We start from the raw sequence: 21,507 nt of genomic DNA on the forward strand, positions 1-21,507 counted from the left end.
CATCTCGCTCAGGCGAGCCGGTCGATCAGGTCGCGCAATTCGCCGAGATGGCCGATCTTGCGGAAACGCGGCGCTTCCGTCGGCTCGTCGACATGCTCCAGCACCCAGGTCAGTTCATGCGGCACGAAGACGCCGTAGCTGCCGGCCGCGATCGCCGGCACGATGTCCGATTTCAGCGAATTGCCGACCATCATCGCTCGCTCCGGCCCATCGCCGACCCTGGCGAAGATGCGGCGATAGGTGACGGCTGTCTTGTCGGAGACGATCTCGACTGCATCGAAGAAGTCGCCGAGCCCGGATTGGGCGAGCTTGCGCTCCTGATCGAAGAGATCGCCCTTGGTGATCATGACAAGCAGGTATTTGCCGGCAAGCGCCTCCAGCGTGTCGCGCACATGCGGCATGGTTTCGACCGGGTGGCTGAGAAGATCGCGGCCGGTATCCAGGATCTTGGCGATCACGCTCGCTGGAACCTTGCCCTCGGTGATCTCGATCGCGGTCTCGACCATCGACAGCGTGAAACCCTTGATGCCGAAGCCGTAATGGCGAAGGTTGCGCTTTTCGGCTTCCAGCAGCCGTTCGGAAATCTTCGGCCCTTCGGCGAAATCGGCAAGGAGCCTGGTGAAATGCTCTTCAGTCAGTCGGTAATATTGTTCGTTCTGCCAGAGTGTGTCGTCGGCATCGAAGCCGATGGTGGTCAGTGGTCGCGTCGCCATATGCGCACCTCTTGAAATAAGGCCGGCAATCTATCGGTCGCCTGTGTCGAGACAAGGGCATCTGCCTTTACAGCGCCGCGCATCCTTCAGATGCGCAAAGGACGCTGTAACACTTTGAATTGCTGCATAATTTTATCCTTAAAATCGATTTTCGATTTAAGGAATTATGCAGTAGCGCGACGTTGAAAAGCGCCAACGCCGCACTACATGAAAATCGCCTCACCTTGCAGCCAGCCACGGCTGTGCCCGTCATGCGCAGGCCAATAATCAAAAGATGAAGTTCTTGAGTTCGCAAGCCCCTCTTGCGGCAGACACAAAGGAATTTTTCGACCATGCGTTACAATCAACTCGGAAATACGGGACTTTTCGTCTCGGAAATCTGCCTCGGCACGATGACCTTCGGTGAAGCCACACAAGGCAACCTCTGGGGCGCCATCGCCGACGTCGACCAGAATGCCGCCGACCGGATCGTCGAGCGTTCGCTCAGCGCAGGCGTCAATTTCATCGACACGGCCGACGTCTACTCCGTCGGCGAGTCCGAAAGGCTGCTCGGCCAGGCGCTGAAGAACCTCGATGTGCCCCGCAAGGACGTTGTCATCGCCACCAAGGTCTATGGTGTGATGGGCGACAAGCCGAACGACCGCGGCGCCTCGCGCGGCCACATCATGGATTCCGTCGAGGCAAGCCTGAAGCGCCTGCAGACCGATCACATCGACCTCTACCAGATCCACGCGACCGATACGGTGACGCCGATCGAGGAGACGTTGCGCGCCTTCGACGATCTCGTTTCCCGTGGTCTCGTGCGCTATATCGGCGTTTCCAACTGGCAGGCCTGGCGCATTTCCAAGGCTCTCGGCCTGTCCGAGCGCCGCGGCTTTGCCCGCTTCGAGAGCGTGCAGGCCTATTATTCCATCGCCGGCCGCGATCTCGAGCGCGACATCGTGCCGATGATGCAGGAGGAGAAGCTCGGCCTGATGGTCTGGTCGCCGCTTGCCGGCGGCCTGCTGTCCGGCAAATACGGTCCTGGCGCGCCGGGCAACGGCGAAGGTCGCCGCGCCAATTTCGATTTCCCGCCTGTCGACAAGGACAAGGCCTGGGCCTGCGTCGCCGTCATGCGTGAGATCGCCGGCAAGCACGGCGTCAGCGTCGCCACCGTGGCGCTCGCCTATATCCTCGCCAAGCCTTTCGTCACGTCAGTCATCATCGGCGCCAAGCGTGTCGACCAGCTCGACCAGAACCTGGCCGCCGTCAAGCTGAAGCTCGATACCGACGATATGACGAGGCTCGACGAGGTGAGCGCGCTTGCGCCCGAATATCCGGGCTGGATGCTGGCGCGGCAGGGCGCCGGTCGCCGGCCCGCCGATTTCGAGCCGAAGGACTGACGCCAACGCCAGGAAAAGGGCGGCCTGGCAGCTGTTGCGGAACGCCGGATATCTCCGGCGTTCCTCTTTCAAGAACGATTGACTACTTGCCGTGGGCCTTGAGCCAGGCGTTCATCTCCGCGATTTCTGCTTCCTGGGCCTTGATGACCGCTTCGGCGAGCTTGCGGATTTTGGGATCCTTTCCGTATTGAAGTTCGACTTTTGCCATGTCGATCGCCCCCTGATGATGAGGGATCATCCCGCGGACGAAATCCGTGTCGGCATCGCCACTATATTTGATCATCATATCCTTATGCATCTTGTCGTTCGCCTCACTGAAAGCGTGGCTGGAGGCTTCGTGGTTGCCCATCGGCTTGCTCATGTCCATGGACATGTCTTCCGCAAGGACGGGGGTGGCAACGATGGCGAGCATCGTGGATAAGGCAATGATTTTCAAAGGCATGAGAGTTCCTTCCTCTGTCTGACAATGGATTTTGAGGGCAGCCGGAGCCGCCCGTTCTGCACGGAGAATGCGGTGTCAGGACAATCGGGGAGGGGGCGCCTGCGGAGCGGGCTTATTGTCATCAAGGGCGCGCGCAAGCGCCGGCGCGGGATAGCCGAAAATAGACTTTCCGTCGGCCATGACCGCCACCGTCGGCGGCAGCAGAAGACAGGCGGCGCAAAGCGGCATATGGGCCGCGCCATCGGCCGCGCAGGGGTCTTTCAAGGGATTGGCCTTGCCCGCCGGTCCGGGCATATTCATGCCGGATATTTCATGGTGCATGCTGCCGCTTTCGGTCACGGGCATATTCATCGACGCGCATGTCGGGCAGCCCGCCCATGCGGACATGGCGCTGTAGACCAGCCAGCCGAAAACCATCGTGATTAGAGCGAGTGTGCGCATACCGCCTTATAGGCGAATGCCTGATACAAGCCAAGCCGACCGGTGGTCACATCCTGGTCACCATGCGGCAATGACCTTGTGCTCTATCCGGTAATCCTTGCTTTCCTCTCCGAGTGGCGCAACCGGCCATGTCCAGGCCGCTTTTACAGGTGGGGGTGAAACGCCGTGCAGCAGGTCGGCCTCCTCATGCGTTTTGCCGTTGCGGTCGATAACGGCATAGGCAATGTCGGTCACCAGGCAACTGGGACAGGAAAGCCCGGAAAGCCCGGCGAGATGCGCCGCGATCAGTCTTTCCACGGTGTCATCAGGCATTCGTCCGGCCTCGGCCTCGTGGCGCCGTTTCACGCCGCGACCGATCTGCGAAAGCAGATTGGCCGAAACAACGAAATCGAGATAGGGAACGGTGCGCAGGAAGCCGAGCGGTTCAGGTTCGCGGCCTGCGGCAAGATCGTCATAGCCCGAGAGATCGCGCTCGATCAGCCTGACATTACGATAGCCCTTGGCCGCAAGCCAAAGGCGCACCGAGGCGAGATGAACAAGATCGACCAGAACGACGGTGTCAAAATCTTTCGCCAATTCCTCGATCGGCACATCGAGCAGCAGGCCGGAACCGAGCACCACGGCCGTCCGCTTCTGCCTGAGACCGGCGGTTGCCGCCCGGATCGCATTCCTGCTCATCTCCTCATGTCCGGCCCAATCCCGGGCGCAGCGCCCGGCTCGTGACCAGAGATTGACCGAGGAGCGGATGAATTTTCGATGGGCCTTGCCTGTCAGCGGAAATGTCGCGGCATAAAGAAGAGCCTCGGTGATCATGAGCATATCCGCATTTCTGATGGATGTCTGTCGTTCAATCGATTCTGCCTGCGGCCTCAAGACCCTTCGCCCTTGCCGCTCCCCGCCCAATCCGCTAGGAAACCGCCACTGTCACAGTCAGTGGAATTCCCGGAAATGAACGACAAGCAGAAGAAACCGCAAAAGCTCAAGGCCCGCCTGCCGCGCGGCTTCGTCGATCGGACGGCCGCCGATATCCGCGCCGTCAACGAGATGACGGCAAAGATCCGGGAAGTCTATGAGCATTATGGTTTCGACCCTGTGGAAACGCCGCTGTTCGAATATACCGATGCGCTCGGCAAGTTCCTGCCCGACAGCGACCGGCCAAACGAGGGCGTCTTCTCGCTGCAGGACGACGACGAGCAATGGATGTCGCTACGTTACGACCTGACGGCGCCGCTTGCCCGCCACGTCGCCGAGAATTTCAACGAGATCCAGCTGCCCTACCGCACCTATCGCGCCGGGTACGTCTTCCGCAACGAGAAGCCGGGTCCGGGCCGCTTCCGCCAGTTCATGCAGTTCGATGCCGATACGGTCGGTGCGCCCGGCGTCCAGGCCGATGCCGAAATGTGCATGATGATGGCCGATACGCTGGAAGCCCTCGGCATCAAGCGCGGCGATTACGTCATCCGCGTCAACAACCGCAAGGTTCTGGATGGCGTGCTGGAGGCGATCGGTCTCGGCGGCGACGACAAGGCCGGCCAGCGGCTCAACGTGCTGCGCGCTATCGACAAGCTCGACAAGTTCGGCCCGGAAGGAGTGTCGCTGCTGCTCGGTCCCGGCCGCAAGGACGAATCCGGTGACTTCACCAAAGGCGCGGGTCTCAATCAGGAGCAGATCGACAAGGTGCTCTTCTTCGTCGGCATCAAGGACTATGCCGAAAGTGCTGCGCGCCTCGCCGAGCTCGTTGCCGGAACCTCCAGGGGTGGTGAAGGCGTCGAGGAGTTGAATTTCATCGGCGCGCTCGTCACGAGCGCCGGCTACGGCTCCGACCGCATCAAGATCGACCCCTCGGTCGTGCGTGGCCTCGAATATTACACCGGCCCGGTCTACGAGGCCGAACTTACCTTCGACGTCACCAACGAAAAGGGCGAGAAGGTCGTTTTCGGTTCGGTCGGCGGCGGCGGGCGTTATGACGGCCTCGTCTCCCGCTTCATGGGCCAGCCGGTTCCGGCCACCGGTTTTTCGATCGGCGTCTCCCGCCTGATGACGGCGCTGAAGAACCTCGGCAAGCTCGGTGCGAACGAGGTCATCGAGCCGGTGCTGGTCACCGTCATGGACGGCGATGTCGAGTCGATGGGCCGCTATCAGCGCATGACGCAGGAACTGCGCGCCGCCGGCATCCGCGCCGAGATGTTCCAGGGCAACTGGAAGAAATTCGGCAACCAGCTGAAATACGCCGACCGCCGCGGCTGCCCCGTCGCCATCATCCAGGGCGGCGACGAGCGCGCAGGGGGCGTCGTGCAGATCAAGGATCTCATCGAGGGCAAGCGGCTCTCCGGCGAGATCGAGGACAATGCCAGCTGGCGCGAAGCGCGCGTGGCGCAGGAGACAGTGCCTGAAGCCGACCTCGTCGCCAAGGTCAGGGAAATCCTGGCCGCGCAGGCGGAGGATCTGAAGAGGGCGGCGTCGAATGCGCAGTAGACCCCTCCCCAACCCCTCCCCACAAGGGGGAGGGGCTCCAAGTGGCGCCGCTGTGCCTAACTCAGCCTTCGCCTCACCGATGGCGCTCTCAATTTGTTTCAGCGATCGCCGCGAGTTAGTCCCTCCCCCTTGTGGGGAGGGGTTGGGGAGGGGACTTTTCCCAGGAGCGACACCATGCCCCTGATCAACCTCCCCGACTTCGCCAACGACCTGCTTGCCGAATTTACCGCCCGCAAGGCCGAGCGCATCGACACGCCTGTCATTCAGCCGGCTGAACCCTTTCTCGACATTGCCGGCGAGGATCTGCGCCGCCGCATCTTCATGACGGAGAGCGAAACCGGCGCGAGCCTTTGCCTGCGTCCTGAATTCACCATCCCCGTCTGTCTGCGCCACATCGAAACGGCGACCGGCACGCCGAAACGCTATGCCTATCTGGGCGAGGTTTTCCGCCAACGCCGCGATGGCGCCAACGAATTCTACCAGGCCGGCATCGAGGATCTGGGTGATATCAACATCGCGAGCGCCGATGCCCGCGCCATCGGCGATGCCACCGGCATTCTCGCCCGCCTGTTGCCGGGCCGGCGCCTGTCGGTGACGCTGGGCGATCAGGCAGTGTTCGAAGCGGTCGTGCAGGCGCTCGGCCTGCCGCTCGGCTGGCAGAAGCGTCTGATCCACGCTTTCGGCAACATGACGCAGTTGGAGGCGCTGCTTGCGAGTCTCGTCAGCCCGCAATTCGTGACCGGGCTCGACGACGACATTGCAAAGCTCATTGCCTCCGGCGACGAGCAGGCGCTGGTCGCCCACCTTGAGCGGGAGATGCAGAAGACCGGCTATTCGACGAATGCCGGCCGCTCGGCTCTGGAGATCGCCCGGCGGCTCAAGGAAAAGCTCATCCTTTCCGAAACGCGCCTCGACGATGCGGCCTTCCATGTGCTGGAAAAGTTCCTGTCGCTCGACGTGCCGCTCGTCAATGCTTCGGCCGCGCTCGCCGGTTTTGCCGATGCTGCCGGTCTGAAACTCGGTAACGCGCTCTCCCGCTTCGACGGCCGCGTCGCAGCCCTCGCAAACACCGGCGTCGATCTTTCCGGCCTCAGCTACCGCGCCGCCTTCGGACGGCCTCTCGATTATTATACCGGCCTCGTCTTCGAGGTGACGGTGGAGGGCTCGGCCGCGGTTCTCGCCGGCGGTGGCCGCTTCGACCGGCTGCTGACCTTCCTTGGTGCGACGGACCGCATTCCGGCCGTCGGCTTCTCCTTCTGGCTCGACCGCATCGAAACCGAAAGGGCAGCCGCATGACCATCACCATCGCGCTTCCCTCCAAGGGCCGGATGAAAGACGACGCGTCGGCGATCTTCGAACGTGCCGGCATGCCGATATCGGCTGTTGGTAACGACCGCTCCTATCGAGGCCGCGTCGAAGGCTGGGACGATGTGGAAGTCGCCTTCCTCTCGGCCTCCGAAATCTCCCGCGAACTCGGCAATGGTACCGTCGATTTCGGCGTCACCGGCGAGGATCTGATGCGGGAAGGTTTTGCCGAAGTGGACAAGCGCGTCGAGTTTTGCGCCCGCCTCGGTTTCGGTCATGCCGATGTCGTCGTCGCCGTGCCTGAGATCTGGCTTGACGTCGAGACCATGGCCGATCTTGGCGATGTCGCCGCTGATTTCCGCGCCCGTCACTCCAGGCGCCTTGCCATCGCCACCAAATACTGGCGGCTGACCCAGCAGTTCTTTTCGAGCCAGCACGGCATCCAGCTCTATCGTATCGTCGAAAGCCTGGGCGCGACCGAAGGTGCTCCCGCATCCGGCTCGGCCGATATCATCGTCGATATCACCTCGACCGGCTCGACGTTGCACGCCAACCACTTGAAGGTGCTCCAGGACGGCGTCATCCTGCATTCGCAGGCCTGCCTCGTGCGCGCCCGCAAGGAGAGCCATGCTGGCGAACCCGCCGTGCAGGCAATCATCGAGGCAGTGCGCGCCGCCCTCTGATGTCATTCGAAAAGGCATGAAAAACCCGCCGTCGGATGCGACGGCGGGTTTTTTATGCTGGGAGGATGTTGGCTTGTATCAGGCAGCCGCATAGGCGCCGCGGCGGGCGTCGAGCGAGTAAGCGCCTGCGCCATTGGTGGCGAGCATGATATAGGCGCCGGCAAGCGTGATGTTCTTCAGGAAGTTGACGAAGTTCAGGCCGTTGATCCAGCCGTTGGCGGCGGCCGGGAAATCCGGAACGTTGACCGGTGCAAGGTGGAAGACGACGCCGGTGAAGACACAGAAGGCAGCGAGAAGCCAGCCGACGATGCGCACCTGGAAGCCGACGAGCACGGCAATGCCGGTTGCCAGTTCAAAGAGGCCGGCGAGATAGGTGAGCGCCGTGGAAGCCGGCAGGCCAGCGCCGGCGATCATGCCGGCGGTGGAAGCCGGATCGGTAACCTTGCCGAAGCCGGCGAAGATGAACATGAAGGAAAGAAGGATGCGGGCAATCAGGATGATGACGTTGTTCGACATGGACTTTGTCTCCGTTTGAATGGCTCTGGAGATCGTGGTGCCCCCGGCACCCTGTGGACCTCGGATGCCTCTATGTCGCTCTTTTCTCTCGTTGTGGAAAGATAAACGGAAGCGGACACTTTGTTCAATAATATGGAACGATGTGCTTGTCCCCTCCGCTTGCCTTTGCCGAGCGCTGTCTTTTATGGTCGGCTGATAACATGGAGAATCCGATGGCAGATCTTTCCGCATTTCCGATTACGACGCGCTGGCCGGCGAAAAATCCCGACATCATCCAGCTCTATTCCCTGCAGACGCCGAACGGGGTGAAGGTCTCCGTCGCCCTCGAAGAGCTCGGCTTGGCTTATGAGCCGCATTATGTTTCCTTCGCCGCCAACGAGCAGAAGTCGCCGGAATTCGAATCTCTCAATCCGAACGGCCGTATTCCGGCGATCATCGACCCGAACGGGCCGGACGGGAAGCCGATCGGTCTTTTCGAATCCGGCGCCATCCTGCTCTATCTCGCGGAAAAGACCGGCAGGCTCATCCCGGCCGATGCCGCAGGCCGCTATGAAACCATCCAGTGGGTGTTTTTCCAGATGGCGGGGATCGGCCCGATGTTTGGCCAGTTCGGCCATTTCTACAAATTCGCCGCCGACAAGGTCGCCAACAATTCCTATCCGGTGGAACGCTATCGCGACGAATCCAAACGCCTGCTCGGCGTGCTGGAAGACCGGCTGAAAGGGCGTCAGTGGATCATGGGCGATCTCTACACGATCGCCGATATCACGACCTTCACCTGGGTTCGCGGCGCCGACATTTTCTATGGCGGCCGCGAGGTTCTTGAATATGCGAAATTCCCCGCCGTTTCGAATTGGCTGGAGCGCTGCATCGCCCGTCCGGCAAGCGCCAGGGGCCTCAACATTCCGGTCAAGCCGGAGTAACGAATGGGATCGCTGGAAAGCACAGAGGCCGCCCTCGGGCGGCCTCTGCTATGCGTCGCCGGTCTCTATCGCCGGCTTGTGATCTGGCTTGCGCCTTCGAGCTTGAAGCGCGGAAAGACGAAGACGCCGGACATGCTGCCGCTGTATTTTTGCTCGAGCCCGTTCGACTCGCCCATGCAGAAGAGCGGCTGGCGGAAGCCGTTCGGCATGATGATCGTCGTCGAAAAACAGAAGGAGGAGCAGAGCGTCGCCGCCTGCTCGAACAGCTCGAGCACGTGGCTGCGATCCTTGGTGTCATAGGAGCGGATCAGGCTCAGCAGCCCGCATTCCGGTGCCGAGAGGCCGTGCAGCATCGCGCTCCATTCGCCGAGGCGGATCAAGCCGCTCGAAAAATCTCCGGTCCAGGCTTCGGAAACGGAAAACTGCGCCAGCATCTCACGATTCTGATTGTTGTCGTTCAGCGAGCCGGGCATCAAGGGTACGGCTGCGTTGGCTTTGGCGATCTTAAACAAGGCGTTCCCCAATTCCGATGCGACTCCTCCGCCGCACGCTAGGTAAACACAAAACAGGATCATGCAGCTGCGGACATTATGCCCGCGCATCCGACAATTGTTGCCGCGGCTGTCAGGCTTTCGGAACCCGACGTCGAAGCTGAATGTTGACGTATCACCTTCCGCGCACCGGCTTTGTCTGGTGACGAAATTGGTCGCCGGCGCGTTTGAATTGCAGCGCGGATTTATAGGGGCTTTTTGACAAACGGCAACGGCTTTCTAAGGGGCGTTCGGGCCAGCATTATTCCTCTGGGATGTCGGTATGCTCCGGCTACCTCACGAAAATAGAGGCCGAAAAACCGTCTTTTCGTGCTTTGAAAACGTTTCCACACCCTGCAACGATAGAAATTTCGCTCCTATGCTAGGGTCTCCCGCCTATTTCTGCAGATCAAAGAATGCGCAGCGACGCAAGCTTCGCGAAAGCTTCCCGGGCGGAAACCGGCGCCGATTGCGAAAAATTGTGCGCAACAGGTCGAATCGTTTTGGGCAAAAGAAAAGGGCGACCCGAGGGCCGCCCTTCCTAATTCCGGAGACCGGAAAGGATATCAGTGAAGGCTTTCGCCTATCACATCATGTCCATACCGCCAGTTCAGCGCGCTTGACGCGCTGAACCATCTTAGATGATGGGCGGTTTCATGGACGATGTTGTGAAAGGCCGTTGGCCTATCACATCATGTCCATACCGCCCATGCCGCCCATACCGCCCGGCATAGCCGGAGCGTCCTTCTTCGGCAGCTCGGCGATCATGGCTTCGGTGGTGATCAGCAGCGATGCAACGGAAGCGGCATCCTGCAGGGCGGTGCGAACGACCTTGACCGGGTCGATGATGCCCATGCCGATCATGTCGCCATATTCGCCGGTCTGGGCATTGTAGCCCCAGTTGTCCTGATCCTTGTCGAGGATCTTGCCGATGACGATCGAAGCTTCGTCGCCAGCGTTTTCAGCGATCTGGCGAGCCGGAGCCTGCAGAGCGCGACGAACGATGTTGATGCCGGCTTCCTGGTCGTCGTTGACACCCTTGGAGGTGATCTTGACGGAAGAACGCAGCAGGGCAACGCCGCCGCCCGGTACGATGCCTTCCTGAACGGCAGCGCGCGTCGCGTTGAGAGCGTCGTCGATGCGGTCCTTCTTTTCCTTCACTTCGACTTCCGTCGAGCCGCCGACGCGGATGACGGCAACGCCGCCAGCGAGCTTGGCAAGGCGCTCCTGCAGCTTCTCGCGGTCGTAGTCGGAGGTGGTCTCTTCGATCTGCGCCTTGATCTGGGCAACACGGCCTTCGATGTCAGACTTGGCGCCCGAACCGTCGACGATCGTGGTGTTTTCCTTGGAGATCGAAACCTTCTTCGCACGGCCGAGCATGTCGAGCGTGACGGATTCGAGCTTGATGCCGAGGTCTTCCGAGATAACGGTACCGCCGGTCAGGATCGCGATGTCTTCGAGCATGGCCTTGCGGCGATCGCCGAAGCCGGGAGCCTTGACGGCAGCAATCTTCAGGCCGCCGCGCAGCTTGTTGACGACGAGCGTCGCAAGAGCTTCGCCTTCGACGTCTTCAGCGATGATGAGGAGCGGCTTGCCGGTCTGGACGACGGCTTCGAGAACCGGCAGCATCGACTGCAGGTTCGACAGCTTCTTCTCGTGGAGGAGAATGAAGACGTCTTCGAGGTCGGCGATCATCTTTTCCGGGTTGGTGACGAAGTAGGGGCTGAGGTAGCCGCGGTCGAACTGCATGCCTTCGACGACTTCGAGTTCGGTTTCGGCGGTCTTGGCTTCTTCAACCGTGATGACGCCTTCGTTGCCGACCTTCTGCATGGCTTCGGCAATGTCGAGACCGACCTGACGTTCGCCGTTTGCGGAGATCGTGCCGACCTGGGCGACTTCTTCCGAGGTGTTGATCTTCTTGGCCTTGGCCTGGAGATCCTTGACGACTTCGGCAACGGCGAGATCGATGCCGCGCTTCAGGTCCATCGGGTTCATGCCGGCAGCAACGGCCTTGGCACCTTCGCGAACGATCGCCTGGGCGAGAACCGTTGCGGTCGTCGTGCCGTCGCCGGCGATGTCGTTGGTCTTCGAAGCGACTTCGCGGACCATCTGGGCGCCCATGTTTTCGAACTTGTCTTCGAGTTCGATTTCCTTGGCGACCGAAACGCCGTCCTTGGTGATGCGCGGAGCGCCGAAGGACTTGTCGATGATGACGTTACGGCCCTTCGGGCCGAGCGTTACCTTGACTGCATCGGCGAGAATGTCGACGCCGCGCAGCATCTTTTCGCGCGCGGTGCGGCCAAACTTGATTTCTTTAGCTGCCATGTTTGTGACTCCTGAATTCGATTTGTTCGGGCAAAAGCCCGTCAGTCATTTCGGGAAAGCGGATCGGCTGATCAGCCGATGATGCCCATGATGTCGGCTTCCTTCATGATCAGAAGGTCTTCGCCGTTGATCTTGACTTCGGTGCCGGACCACTTGCCGAAGAGGACGCGGTCGCCAGCCTTGACGTCGAGTGCGACGACCTTGCCGGACTCGTCACGAGCGCCGGAGCCGACGGCGACGATTTCGCCTTCCTGGGGCTTTTCCTTGGCGGTATCGGGAATGATGATGCCGCCTTTGGTCTTCTCTTCGGACTCGACGCGACGAACGACGACGCGGTCGTGAAGCGGACGGAAATTGGTGCTTGCCATTGTCTAATCCCTCGATCGAATGACATTCGCGGACCGGAGTGGCCCACATGGATAAATGTTAGCACTCCCTTGCGGTGAGTGCTAGCGCCGAGCATTTAGGGATGGCTCCGAAAGGAGTCAATGAGAGCAATCACGAATTTTTGTGCCGGAATTGTGAAGAGGCCGGAGAATTCTCGGAGATTCCGACCGAAATCCCCACGCGGGCGACCCTTGACCGTCCGGGCTCGTCTGATTGCCGTTCAGGAATTTCGCGTTGCCACGGCGAAGAAAATGCCTTGCCATCGCCTTGCGCCTTTGCAATGTCACCGGTGACTGAAGCAAATCGGGAAATTGGAATGGCCAAGCGGATAGAAAACTTCTCGGAGATATCAGGTCACTATGATGTGGTGCTCTGCGATGTCTGGGGTGTCGTTCACAATGGGGTCGATCCGTTTCCGAAGGCAGCCGCAGCCCTTCAAGCCGCAAGAGAGAGCGGCCTTGCCGTGGTGCTCATCACCAATTCGCCTCGCCTTTCCTGGCAGGTGGTCGCGCAGCTGCGCCACATCGGCGTTCCCGACAGCGCCTATGACAGGATCGTCACCTCTGGCGACGTGACGCGCGGGCTGATCGCCGAAGGGCCGAAGACGGTCTTTTTGCTTGGCCCCGATCGCGACAGCGCGCTTCTCGAAGGCATTGGCGTCGACCGCCGGCCGGCAGGCGAGGCGCAATCGCTCGTTTGCACCGGATTTTTCGATGACGAGACCGAGAAGCCGGAGGATTACACCGACATGCTTCTGGATTTCAAAGCGCGTGAAGTGCCGATGATCTGCGCCAATCCGGACCTGGTCGTCGAGCGCGGGCACCGCATCATCCCCTGCGCCGGCGCCATGGCCGCCTATTACGAGCAGCTCGGCGGCAGGACGCGTATTGCCGGCAAGCCGCACCGGCCGATCTACGAGGCGACGCTTTCGGCGGCCCGCGAGCTTCGCGGCGATTTCCCGATCGATCGTGTGCTGGCAATCGGCGACGGCATGCCGACCGATGTGCGCGGGGCCTTGAATTACGGCCTCGACCTCCTCTACATCAGCGGCGGTATCCACGCTAAAGAATACACCCTCAACGGCAAGACCGACGAGGCGATCCTCAACGCCTATCTCGAACGGGAAAAGGCGGCGCCGAGGTGGTGGATGCCACGCCTTGCATGAAGAGAAGCCAGACGATGACCGTCTTCCATCGCAATGAAACCCGGGATCCTTTGCCCGCCCATCTCAGAGGCGGTGTGATTGCCATCGGCAATTTCGACGGTGTGCATCGAGGCCACCAGTCGGTGCTGAATCGCGCGCTGGAAATTTCCCAAGCGCGCGGCATCCCCGCCCTGGTGCTCACCTTCGAGCCGCATCCGCGCACGGTCTTCCGGCCGCAGACGCCGGTCTTCCGACTGACGCCTGCGCCGCTGAAGGCCCGCATTCTGGAAACGCTGGGTTTCAGCGCCGTCATCGAATATCCCTTCGACTATGAGTTCTCGCAGCGCTCGGCCGATGATTTCATCCATTCGATCCTGAAGGATTGGCTGGGCGCCTCCGAAGTCGTCACCGGCTTCGATTTCCATTTTGGCCGCGGCCGCGAGGGCGGGCCTGCCTTCCTCATGAATGCCGGCCAGACCTACGGCTTCGGCGTCACCCTGATCGATGCCTTCCGCGACGAAAACGCCGACGTCGTCTCTTCGAGCCACATCCGCGCGCTCCTGAAGGAGGGCAGCGTCAGCGAAGTCGCCGGCATGCTGGGATACCGCTATACTGTCGAAGCCGAGGTGATCGACGGAGAAAAGCTCGGCCGGCAGCTCGGTTTTCCCACGGCCAACATGCGCCTGCCGCCCGAGGCCGAACTTGCAGCGGGCATCTACGCCGTCCGCTTCCGCCTTCAGGACGGAACGCTCTACGATGCCGTCGCAAGCTACGGCCGCCGCCCGACAGTCACGGAAAACGGTGCACCATTGTTGGAAACCTATCTGTTCGACTTTAGCGGCGATCTCTACGGTCAGCTCTGCTCGGTCTCATTCTTCGGCTATCTCAGACCCGAGCTGAAATTCGACGGCTTGGAAGCGCTCGTCGCCCAGATCAAGCGCGACGAGGAGGAGGCGAGGGCACTGCTGGCGGGCGTGGCACCGCTTGGCGAGCTCGATCGGAAACTGTGCTTTTCCTGAGTTTGCCACCAGCTCGGATTTTCTCCGGCGCAAGCCGAATTCGGCCGTGCCGCAGGATCGCATGCAGGTAATTTCTGCTCTTCCTTTTCCCGGCAAAAACGCCTATGAACCGGCGCTATGACGAAATTTCGGCTGGCGACCACGATACGAATTATCGGCCCGGCCTTCCGCGCGCGCTAAGCGGCCGGGAGGTCCGGGTTTTCGGCGCTTGCGAGCAGGCGCTTCCGCCGCCACCTATTTTCATGTCCGTTGCGCCCCTTCCTGGGCCGCCAGAAACGATTGTCACATATGACCGACACAGCCGAAAAGATCGACTACTCGAAGACCCTCTACTTGCCTGAAACGGATTTCCCGATGCGTGCCGGCCTGCCGCAGAAGGAGCCGGAACTCGTTGCCCGCTGGCAGCAGATGGATCTCTACAAGAAGCTGCGCGCTTCTGCCGCCGGCCGCGAAAAATTCGTCCTGCACGACGGCCCTCCCTATGCCAACGGCAACATCCATATCGGCCACGCGCTGAACAAGATCCTCAAGGACGTCATCAACCGTTCGTTCCAGATGCGCGGCTACGACGCCAATTATGTGCCGGGCTGGGATTGCCACGGCCTGCCGATCGAATGGAAGATCGAGGAAGAGAATTATCGCGCCAAGGGCAAGGCCAAGCCTGACCTGACCGAGCCGTCGGCAATGATCGAATTCCGCCGCGAGTGCCGCGCCTATGCCGAAAAGTGGATCGCCATCCAGGGCGGTGAGTTCCAGCGTCTCGGCATCGTCGGCGATTTCGAAAATCCGTACCTGACGATGAACTTCCACGCGGAAAGCCGCATCGCCGGAGAACTCCTCAAGATCGCCGGGAGCGGCCAGCTCTACCGCGGCTCCAAGCCGATCATGTGGTCGGTCGTCGAGCGTACGGCGCTCGCGGAAGCCGAAGTCGAGTATCATGACTATGAGAGCGACACGATCTGGGTGAAGTTCCCGGTCGCGAAGGGCTCCGATGGCGTCAAGGATGCCTTCGTCGTCATCTGGACCACCACACCCTGGACGATCCCCGGAAACCGGGCGATCGCCTACTCGTCGCGCGTTGCTTACGGCCTTTACGAAGTAACGGCCGCCGAGAACGATTTTGGACCGCGCCCGGGCGAGAAACTGATCTTCGCCGACAAGCTGGCTGAGGAATCCTTCGCCAAGGCAAAGCTGCAGTACAAGCGTCTCGCCGACGTCACGACTGCCGATCTCGCCGGTATCACCTGCGCCCATCCGCTGAAGGGTCTCGGCGACGGTTATGAATTTGCCGTGCCGCTGCTCGATGGCGACCATGTGACCGACGATGCCGGTACGGGCTTCGTGCACACCGCGCCGAGCCACGGCCGCGAAGACTTTGACGTCTGGATGGCGCATGCCCGCGAAATCGAGGCGCGCGGCATCGAAACCAAGATCCCGTTCCCGGTCGACGACGGCGGTTTCTACACATCGGATGCTCCGGGCCTGGAAGGCGCGCGCGTCATCGACGACAACGGCAAAAAGGGCGATGCCAACGACCGCGTCATCAAGGCGCTGATCGAGCGCAGCGCGCTCTTTGCCCGCGGCCGTCTGAAGCACCAGTATCCGCATTCCTGGCGTTCCAAGAAGCCGGTGATCTTCCGCAACACGCCGCAGTGGTTCGTCTATATGGACAAGACGCTGCCTGACGGAACGACGCTGCGCACCCGTGCGCTCAACGCGATCGACGACACGCGTTTCGTGCCGGCTGCCGGCCAGAACCGCCTGCGCGCCATGATCGAGCAGCGCCCGGACTGGGTTCTCTCCCGTCAGCGTGCCTGGGGCGTGCCGATCTGCGTCTTCGTCGACGAGCAGGGCGAAGTGCTGCAGGACGATGCCGTCAACCAGCGCATCCTCGATGCTTTCGATGTCGAAGGCGCAGACGCCTGGTTCGCCGAAGGCGCCAAGGAGCGGTTCCTCGGCAACGAGCATGATCCGGCCAAGTGGTCGCAGGTCATGGATATCCTCGATGTCTGGTTCGACTCGGGCTCGACGCACACCTTCACGCTGGAAGACCGCCCCGACCTGAAGTGGCCGGCCGATCTCTACCTCGAGGGTTCCGACCAGCATCGCGGCTGGTTCCATTCCTCGCTCTTGGAATCGGCAGCCACCCGTGGCCGCGCGCCTTACGACACCGTCCTCACCCATGGCTTCACCATGGACGAGAAGGGCGAGAAAATGTCGAAGTCCAAGGGCAATGTCACCTCGCCGCAGGAGGTGATGAAGGATGCCGGCGCCGATATCCTGCGCCTCTGGGTCATGACCTCTGACTATGCGGACGATCTGCGTGTCGGCAAGACGATCATCCAGACCAATGTCGATGCCTATCGCAAGCTGCGCAACACGATCCGCTGGATGCTCGGCACGCTGGCGCACGACAAGGGCGAGGTCATCGCGCTTGCCGATCTGCCGGAGCTGGAGCAGCTGATGCTGCATCGCCTCTCCGAGCTCGATCAGCTCGTGCGCGAAAACTACGACGCCTTCGACTTCAAGAAGATCGCCCGCGCGCTCATCGACTTCGCCAATGTCGAACTCTCGGCCTTCTACTTCGACGTCCGCAAGGATGCGCTCTATTGCGATGCGCCTTCCAGCCTTCGCCGCCGCTCGGCGCTCTATGTCATCCGCATGATCTTCGATTGCATGGTGACCTGGCTTGCGCCGATGCTGCCCTTCACCACGGAAGAGGCATGGCTCTCGCGCGATCCTTCGGCCGTCTCGGTGCATCTGGAGCAGTTCGCCCCGGTCGCCAGGGAATGGCGCAACGATGCGCTCGCGGAAAAGTGGAAGAAGATCCGCGCGATCCGCAGCGTCGTCACCGGCGCTCTCGAAATCGAGCGCAAGGACAAGCGCATCGGCTCGTCGCTGGAAGCGGCTCCTGTCGTCCACGTTACCGATGCGGAATTGCGCAAGGCGCTCGAAGGTCAGGATTTCAGCGAAGTCTGCATCACCTCCGCCATCACGATCGAGGCGAGCGCCGGCCCGGCCGACGCCTTCCGTCTGTCTGAGGTGCCCGAAGTCGCAGTCATTCCGAAGCTTGCGGAAGGCGTGAAATGCGCCCGTTCCTGGCGCATCACCACCGATGTCGGTTCCGATCCGGAATATCCCGATGTCTCGGCGCGTGACGCCGCCGCCCTGCGTGAACTCGGCATCCGCGCCTGAAGATATTTGCCGGGTGAATTGCCTTTATAGCGTTCATCCGGTAAAAGCTGCCTGAAAATGGCCGGATTTTTGCGTCAGGGGGACGGTTGTCCGGTTGGGCAACGATTGCACCGGTGGCTGGAAGGGTTTTCATGTTCGCAACGCATTGGTTCCGTATGGGCGCCTGCCTGTCTGTTGTCGTGGCGGGATGCTCCTTGGTGTCCAGTTGCGCCAGCAGCCCGACCTACGGCACCGGCAAGACCGCCATGGAGCAGCTGACCGACGATCTTGGCCAGTCCGTGTCGCTGACCGGACCGGACCCGAAGAACAAGGGCGTCAAGTATACGCCGCGTCCGACGCTGGTGCTGCCGGCCCAGGCACAGAAAGAGACCCTGGTTACGCCGCAGCCGACGATCGCCAACAAGGACAATCCGCAGTGGCTTGAATCGCCGGAGGAGACGCGCGCCCGCCTCGTTTCCGAGGCTGATACGAACTCGGACAATCCGAATTACCGCTCGCCTCTGGCGAGCTCGGCGATCGAAGGCGGTCGTCGTACGACCGAAGCCCAGACCCAGGCCTATCGCGATGCCCGCGCCCTGCAGAAGGGCTCCTATCTCGATCAGCGCCGCTCCATCTCCGATCCGCCGTCCGGCTACCGCACCGTCGATGATCCTGCAAAGCTCGACGATCTCGGCGAACCCGAGCTCAAGAAGCAGAAGAAGCGTAAGAAGGATGCGGCGATCGCCAACAGCGGCAAGCAGTGGTGGAATCTGTTGCAATAACAGCTTTCGGTCCCGGATCGCAGTGGGCCGATTGGTTATGTTTGGAGCGCCAGGCAAGACAGCGCTCGCGGGTATGGTAAGCTGTCTCGGCCGGCTCAGCCGTGCCTTCCTCAATAACCATCGATCGGCTTCGCGAGCTGGAACGACGGCTACGCGCGCAAGCGCTACGGCGTTTCTCTCTTTTGCGAAAAGAACCTTCTCAGCATCTCGGCCGACTGGACCTCGTTGATGCCCGAATAGACCTCCGGAGCGTGATGACAGGTAGGCTGCGCATAGAATCGCACCCCATTGTCGACGGCGCCGCCTTTCGGATCCTCCGCGCCGTAGTAGAGCCGCCGGATACGCGCAAACGAGATGGCTGCCGCGCACATGGTGCAGGGCTCCAGCGTCACATAAAGATCGGCGCCGGTCAGCCGCTCCTGCCCGAGCGCTTCGCAGGCGAGCCGGATGGCGGCGATTTCGGCGTGTGCGGTGATGTCTTTCAGCTCGCGCGTACGGTTTCCGGAGCTGGAAATGGCAATATCATCGATCACCACGACGGCGCCGATCGGCACCTCGCCGCGCTCTTCGGCCGCCCGCGCTTCCTGAAGCGCCATCTCCATGAAACGATTTGTCTTCACGATCGCAAGAATTTCCACTTAACCGCAGATGCGTGACCTGATAGACAGGCCCAAAAGGCAGGCAAACAACAAATGACACCCAAAGACAAGCCAAAACGGCCGGGCGCAAAGCCCTTTTCACGGGATACCAGGCCGAAAGCCGATCCCAAGGCGGGCAATGCGAAGCCGGGAAAGGCTGCCGCCGCGCGCCCAGCCAACGCCGAGAGCGATGGCGACGCCAAGGCCGAACGCATCTCCAAGGTAATGGCGCGCGCAGGCGTCGCCTCGCGCCGCGACATCGAACGCATGATCATGGAAGGCCGGGTGACGCTGAACGGCGCGGTTCTGGAAACCCCAGTCGTCAACGTCACGCTCACCGACCGGATCGAGGTCGATGGCGTGCCAATCCGCGGCATCGAGCGCACCAGGCTCTGGCTCTATCACAAGCCCGCGGGCCTGGTGACCACCAATGCCGATCCGGAAGGCCGGCGAACCGTTTTCGACAACTTGCCCGAAGAGCTGCCGCGCGTCATGTCGATTGGCCGCCTCGACATCAACACCGAAGGCTTGCTGCTGCTCACCAATGATGGCGGCCTTGCCCGCGCGCTCGAATTGCCGGCGACCGGCTGGCTGCGGCGCTACCGTGTCCGCGCCCATGGCGAAATCGATCAGGAAGCACTCGACAAGTTGAAGGACGGCATCGCCGTCGACGGCGTGCTCTACGGATCGATCGAGGCAACGCTCGACCGTACCCAGGGTTCGAACGTCTGGATCACCATGGGCCTGCGCGAAGGCAAGAACCGCGAAATCAAGAACGTGCTCGGTGCGCTCGGTCTCGACGTCAATCGCCTCATCCGCATTTCCTATGGCCCGTTCCAGCTCGGTGACTTGCCGGAAGGCCACGTCATCGAGGTGCGCGGCCGCACGTTGCGCGACCAGCTCGGCCCGCGCCTGATCGAGGAAGCCAAGGCGAATTTCGACGCGCCGATCTACAATGCGCCGGCCGTTGCCGCCGAAGAAGAGATCGAGCCCGCTGTCCCGGAAAAGCGCGAGCGCCCGCGCCGCGATGAGGACAAGCGCGAACGGGCGCTGAGCCGCCTCGATACCAAGCGCGACGACCGCCCTGGTGGGGGCCGCAGAGATGACGATCGCCGCGACGGCGGTCGCAAAGATGACGAGAAGCCGAAGCGCGCCCATCCACTCGGCCAGCGCCGCAGTGCCAATGTCTGGATGGCGCCGGGCGCCCGTCCGCTCGGTGAAAAGGCAGCGGCGAAAGCCGCCAAGAATGCGCAGACCGCGCGCAGGCGCGGCGAGCAGGCGCCGGCAAGGAACACTGCCTTCGATCGCATCGAGGATCGCCCGCGCACGCAGGTGAACCGCGTGCGTGAAGAGGATGGCGAATGGATCCGTTCGAGCGAGGAGCCCCGTCGCAAGGATGAGGGAGAAGGCTCCGGCCGCAAGCGGTCCTTCGGGGATCGTCCCGCTCGCGAAGACCGCGGTTTTGGCGACCGGCCGGCACGGGGCGAACGCCGCCCCCGCGAAGGGGGTGAGGATCGGCCGCGCACCAGAAGCTCTGCCGGCGAAGGCCGTCCGGAGCGTCCGCGCGGCGACCGGCCTTTCGGTGATCGCCCTTCGCGCGGGGATCGGCCCTACGGCGATAAGCCGCGTGGTGATCGCAGGCCGCGTGCGGATGGTGACGAGCGGCCTCGCGCCGCCAGAGCTTCCGCCGGCGAAGGCCGTTCGGAACGTCCACGCGGCGACCGCCCGTTCGGCGATCGCCCCTCGCGTGGGGATCGGCCCTTCGGCGACAAGCCGCGTGGAGATCGCAAGCCGCGCCAGGATGGCGACGAGCGCCCGCGGGCAGCCAGAAGCTTTGCCGGCGAGGGCCGCTCCGAGCGTCCGCGTGGCGAAAGATCCTTCGGCGACAAGCCGTCGGGTGACAAGCCTCGCGGCAAGGGCTTTGCGGCCAAGCCCGGTGGGGGCAAGAGTTTTTCCGGCAAGCCGAAAGGCGCCAAGCCAGGCGGTGACAGGCCGGGCGGCGACAAGCCTGCGGGCGGGCCGTCCAGAGGTGGTGCTAGAGGAAAGGGAATGACGCGCGGTGCGGATCGTCGGCGGTGAGTTTCGCGGACGGCCTCTCGCCGTGCCAAAATCCAACGATATCCGGCCGACTGCGGACCGGACGCGCGAGAGCCTGTTCAATATTCTGAGCCATGCCTATCCGGAATGCGTCGACGGCACCCGGATTCTCGATCTTTTCGCCGGAACCGGCGCCGTCGGCCTCGAAGCCGTCTCGCGCGGCTGTCGCCACGCGCTCTTCGTCGAAAACAGTGTCGAGGGCCGGGCACTTCTTTGGGAGAATATCGATGCGCTCGGCCTGCACGGCCGCACGCGCATCCTGCGCCGGGATGCGACCGATCTCGGCAGCGTCGGCAATCTCGAACCTTTCGATGTGCTCTTTGCCGACCCGCCCTATGGTAAGGGTCTCGGCGAGAAGGCGATGGCGGCAGCGGCCGTGGGCGGCTGGCTGCAACCAGGCGCGATCGCGGTCCTCGAGGAGCGTGCCGACGTTGTCGTTTCGGTCCATCCTTCCTATGTTTTCCTCGAAAGCCGCATCTTTGGGGATACGAGGGTGCATTTCTTCCGATATCAGCCGCAATAAGGGCGAGG

Annotated in this window: 20 protein-coding genes; 11 read left to right on the plus strand and 9 right to left on the minus strand. The window is 61.9% G+C overall.

Annotated elements, in window-relative coordinates; genetic code table 11:
- Positions 1-8: 8 nt before the first annotated feature.
- Entirely contained in the window at positions 9-713 is a 705-nt protein-coding gene (locus EFB14_RS29220; protein ID WP_125843868.1) for an HAD family hydrolase, read from the minus strand.
- Positions 714-1,045: 332 nt separating this feature from the next.
- Here EFB14_RS29220 and EFB14_RS29225 point away from each other — a divergent pair, with 332 nt between their 5' ends.
- Positions 1,046-2,095 (plus strand): aldo/keto reductase, encoded by a 1,050-nt coding sequence (locus tag EFB14_RS29225; protein WP_126830088.1) that lies wholly within the window; start codon positions 1,046-1,048, stop codon positions 2,093-2,095.
- Positions 2,096-2,177: 82 nt separating this feature from the next.
- On the opposite strand, the gene copM is transcribed toward EFB14_RS29225, so the two are convergent.
- From copM to EFB14_RS29240, 3 genes are all read right to left on the minus strand, one after another.
- Complete coding sequence (gene copM / locus EFB14_RS29230) at positions 2,178-2,537, minus strand: CopM family metallochaperone (protein WP_126830090.1); 360 nt, start codon at positions 2,535-2,537, stop codon at positions 2,178-2,180.
- 75 nt (positions 2,538-2,612) lie between these two features.
- A complete protein-coding gene (locus EFB14_RS29235; RefSeq protein WP_126830092.1) occupies positions 2,613-2,978 on the minus strand; it encodes a hypothetical protein in 366 nt (121 codons plus the stop codon).
- A 57-nt stretch (positions 2,979-3,035) separates the two neighbouring features.
- Positions 3,036-3,797 carry a hypothetical protein gene (locus tag EFB14_RS29240; protein WP_183605219.1) on the minus strand — a complete coding sequence of 254 codons (762 nt, stop codon included), beginning with the start codon at positions 3,795-3,797 and terminating at the stop codon, positions 3,036-3,038.
- A 129-nt stretch (positions 3,798-3,926) separates the two neighbouring features.
- Between EFB14_RS29240 and hisS the strand changes: the two genes are divergently transcribed.
- From hisS to hisG, 3 genes are all read left to right on the plus strand, one after another.
- Positions 3,927-5,453, plus strand: a complete 1,527-nt coding sequence (gene hisS / locus EFB14_RS29245) for a histidine--tRNA ligase (protein WP_126830094.1) — start codon at positions 3,927-3,929, stop codon at positions 5,451-5,453.
- Between the two features lie 174 nt (positions 5,454-5,627).
- The gene (locus tag EFB14_RS29250; protein ID WP_126830096.1) at positions 5,628-6,749 is read left to right on the plus strand and encodes an ATP phosphoribosyltransferase regulatory subunit; all 1,122 of its coding nucleotides are present in this window, start codon (positions 5,628-5,630) and stop codon (positions 6,747-6,749) included.
- Entirely contained in the window at positions 6,746-7,441 is a 696-nt protein-coding gene (gene hisG / locus EFB14_RS29255; protein ID WP_126830098.1) for an ATP phosphoribosyltransferase, read from the plus strand. Before EFB14_RS29250 ends, hisG begins: the two co-directional genes overlap by 4 nt.
- 78 nt (positions 7,442-7,519) lie before the next feature.
- On the opposite strand, the gene EFB14_RS29260 is transcribed toward hisG, so the two are convergent.
- Entirely contained in the window at positions 7,520-7,957 is a 438-nt protein-coding gene (locus EFB14_RS29260) for a DoxX family protein (RefSeq protein WP_126830100.1), read from the minus strand.
- Between the two features lie 212 nt (positions 7,958-8,169).
- Here EFB14_RS29260 and EFB14_RS29265 point away from each other — a divergent pair, with 212 nt between their 5' ends.
- Positions 8,170-8,880 carry a glutathione binding-like protein gene (locus EFB14_RS29265; protein ID WP_126830102.1) on the plus strand — a complete coding sequence of 237 codons (711 nt, stop codon included), beginning with the start codon at positions 8,170-8,172 and terminating at the stop codon, positions 8,878-8,880.
- Between the two features lie 65 nt (positions 8,881-8,945).
- On the opposite strand, the gene EFB14_RS29270 is transcribed toward EFB14_RS29265, so the two are convergent.
- From EFB14_RS29270 to groES, 3 genes are all read right to left on the minus strand, one after another.
- Complete coding sequence (locus tag EFB14_RS29270; protein ID WP_125843877.1) at positions 8,946-9,392, minus strand: hypothetical protein; 447 nt, start codon at positions 9,390-9,392, stop codon at positions 8,946-8,948.
- Positions 9,393-10,097: 705 nt separating this feature from the next.
- Complete coding sequence (gene groL, locus EFB14_RS29275) at positions 10,098-11,735, minus strand: chaperonin GroEL (protein WP_125843878.1); 1,638 nt, start codon at positions 11,733-11,735, stop codon at positions 10,098-10,100.
- A gap of 71 nt (positions 11,736-11,806) precedes the next feature.
- Entirely contained in the window at positions 11,807-12,103 is a 297-nt protein-coding gene (gene groES / locus EFB14_RS29280; RefSeq protein WP_004675403.1) for a co-chaperone GroES, read from the minus strand.
- A gap of 335 nt (positions 12,104-12,438) precedes the next feature.
- Here groES and EFB14_RS29285 point away from each other — a divergent pair, with 335 nt between their 5' ends.
- From EFB14_RS29285 to EFB14_RS29305, 4 genes are all read left to right on the plus strand, one after another.
- A complete protein-coding gene (locus EFB14_RS29285) occupies positions 12,439-13,287 on the plus strand; it encodes a TIGR01459 family HAD-type hydrolase (RefSeq protein WP_126830104.1) in 849 nt (282 codons plus the stop codon).
- 14 nt (positions 13,288-13,301) lie between these two features.
- On the plus strand, positions 13,302-14,285 hold the full coding sequence (locus tag EFB14_RS29290; RefSeq protein WP_125844099.1) for a bifunctional riboflavin kinase/FAD synthetase: 984 nt from the start codon (positions 13,302-13,304) through the stop codon (positions 14,283-14,285).
- A 288-nt stretch (positions 14,286-14,573) separates the two neighbouring features.
- Positions 14,574-17,480 (plus strand): isoleucine--tRNA ligase, encoded by a 2,907-nt coding sequence (gene ileS / locus EFB14_RS29300; protein ID WP_126830106.1) that lies wholly within the window; start codon positions 14,574-14,576, stop codon positions 17,478-17,480.
- 131 nt (positions 17,481-17,611) lie between these two features.
- Complete coding sequence (locus EFB14_RS29305) at positions 17,612-18,241, plus strand: hypothetical protein (RefSeq protein ID WP_126830109.1); 630 nt, start codon at positions 17,612-17,614, stop codon at positions 18,239-18,241.
- Between the two features lie 164 nt (positions 18,242-18,405).
- Here the strand turns inward: EFB14_RS29305 and EFB14_RS29310 are convergent, their stop codons facing one another.
- A complete protein-coding gene (locus EFB14_RS29310) occupies positions 18,406-18,843 on the minus strand; it encodes a nucleoside deaminase (protein WP_126830152.1) in 438 nt (145 codons plus the stop codon).
- A 90-nt stretch (positions 18,844-18,933) separates the two neighbouring features.
- Here EFB14_RS29310 and EFB14_RS29315 point away from each other — a divergent pair, with 90 nt between their 5' ends.
- Complete coding sequence (locus tag EFB14_RS29315) at positions 18,934-20,958, plus strand: pseudouridine synthase (RefSeq protein WP_126830111.1); 2,025 nt, start codon at positions 18,934-18,936, stop codon at positions 20,956-20,958.
- Entirely contained in the window at positions 20,939-21,499 is a 561-nt protein-coding gene (rsmD, locus tag EFB14_RS29320; RefSeq protein WP_126830113.1) for a 16S rRNA (guanine(966)-N(2))-methyltransferase RsmD, read from the plus strand. The genes EFB14_RS29315 and rsmD overlap by 20 nt, the downstream gene beginning before the upstream one ends.
- Positions 21,500-21,507 lie beyond the last annotated feature (8 nt).

The sequence above is a fragment of the Rhizobium fabae genome, assembly GCF_003985135.1.
Lineage (GTDB): Bacteria > Pseudomonadota > Alphaproteobacteria > Rhizobiales > Rhizobiaceae > Rhizobium > Rhizobium pisi.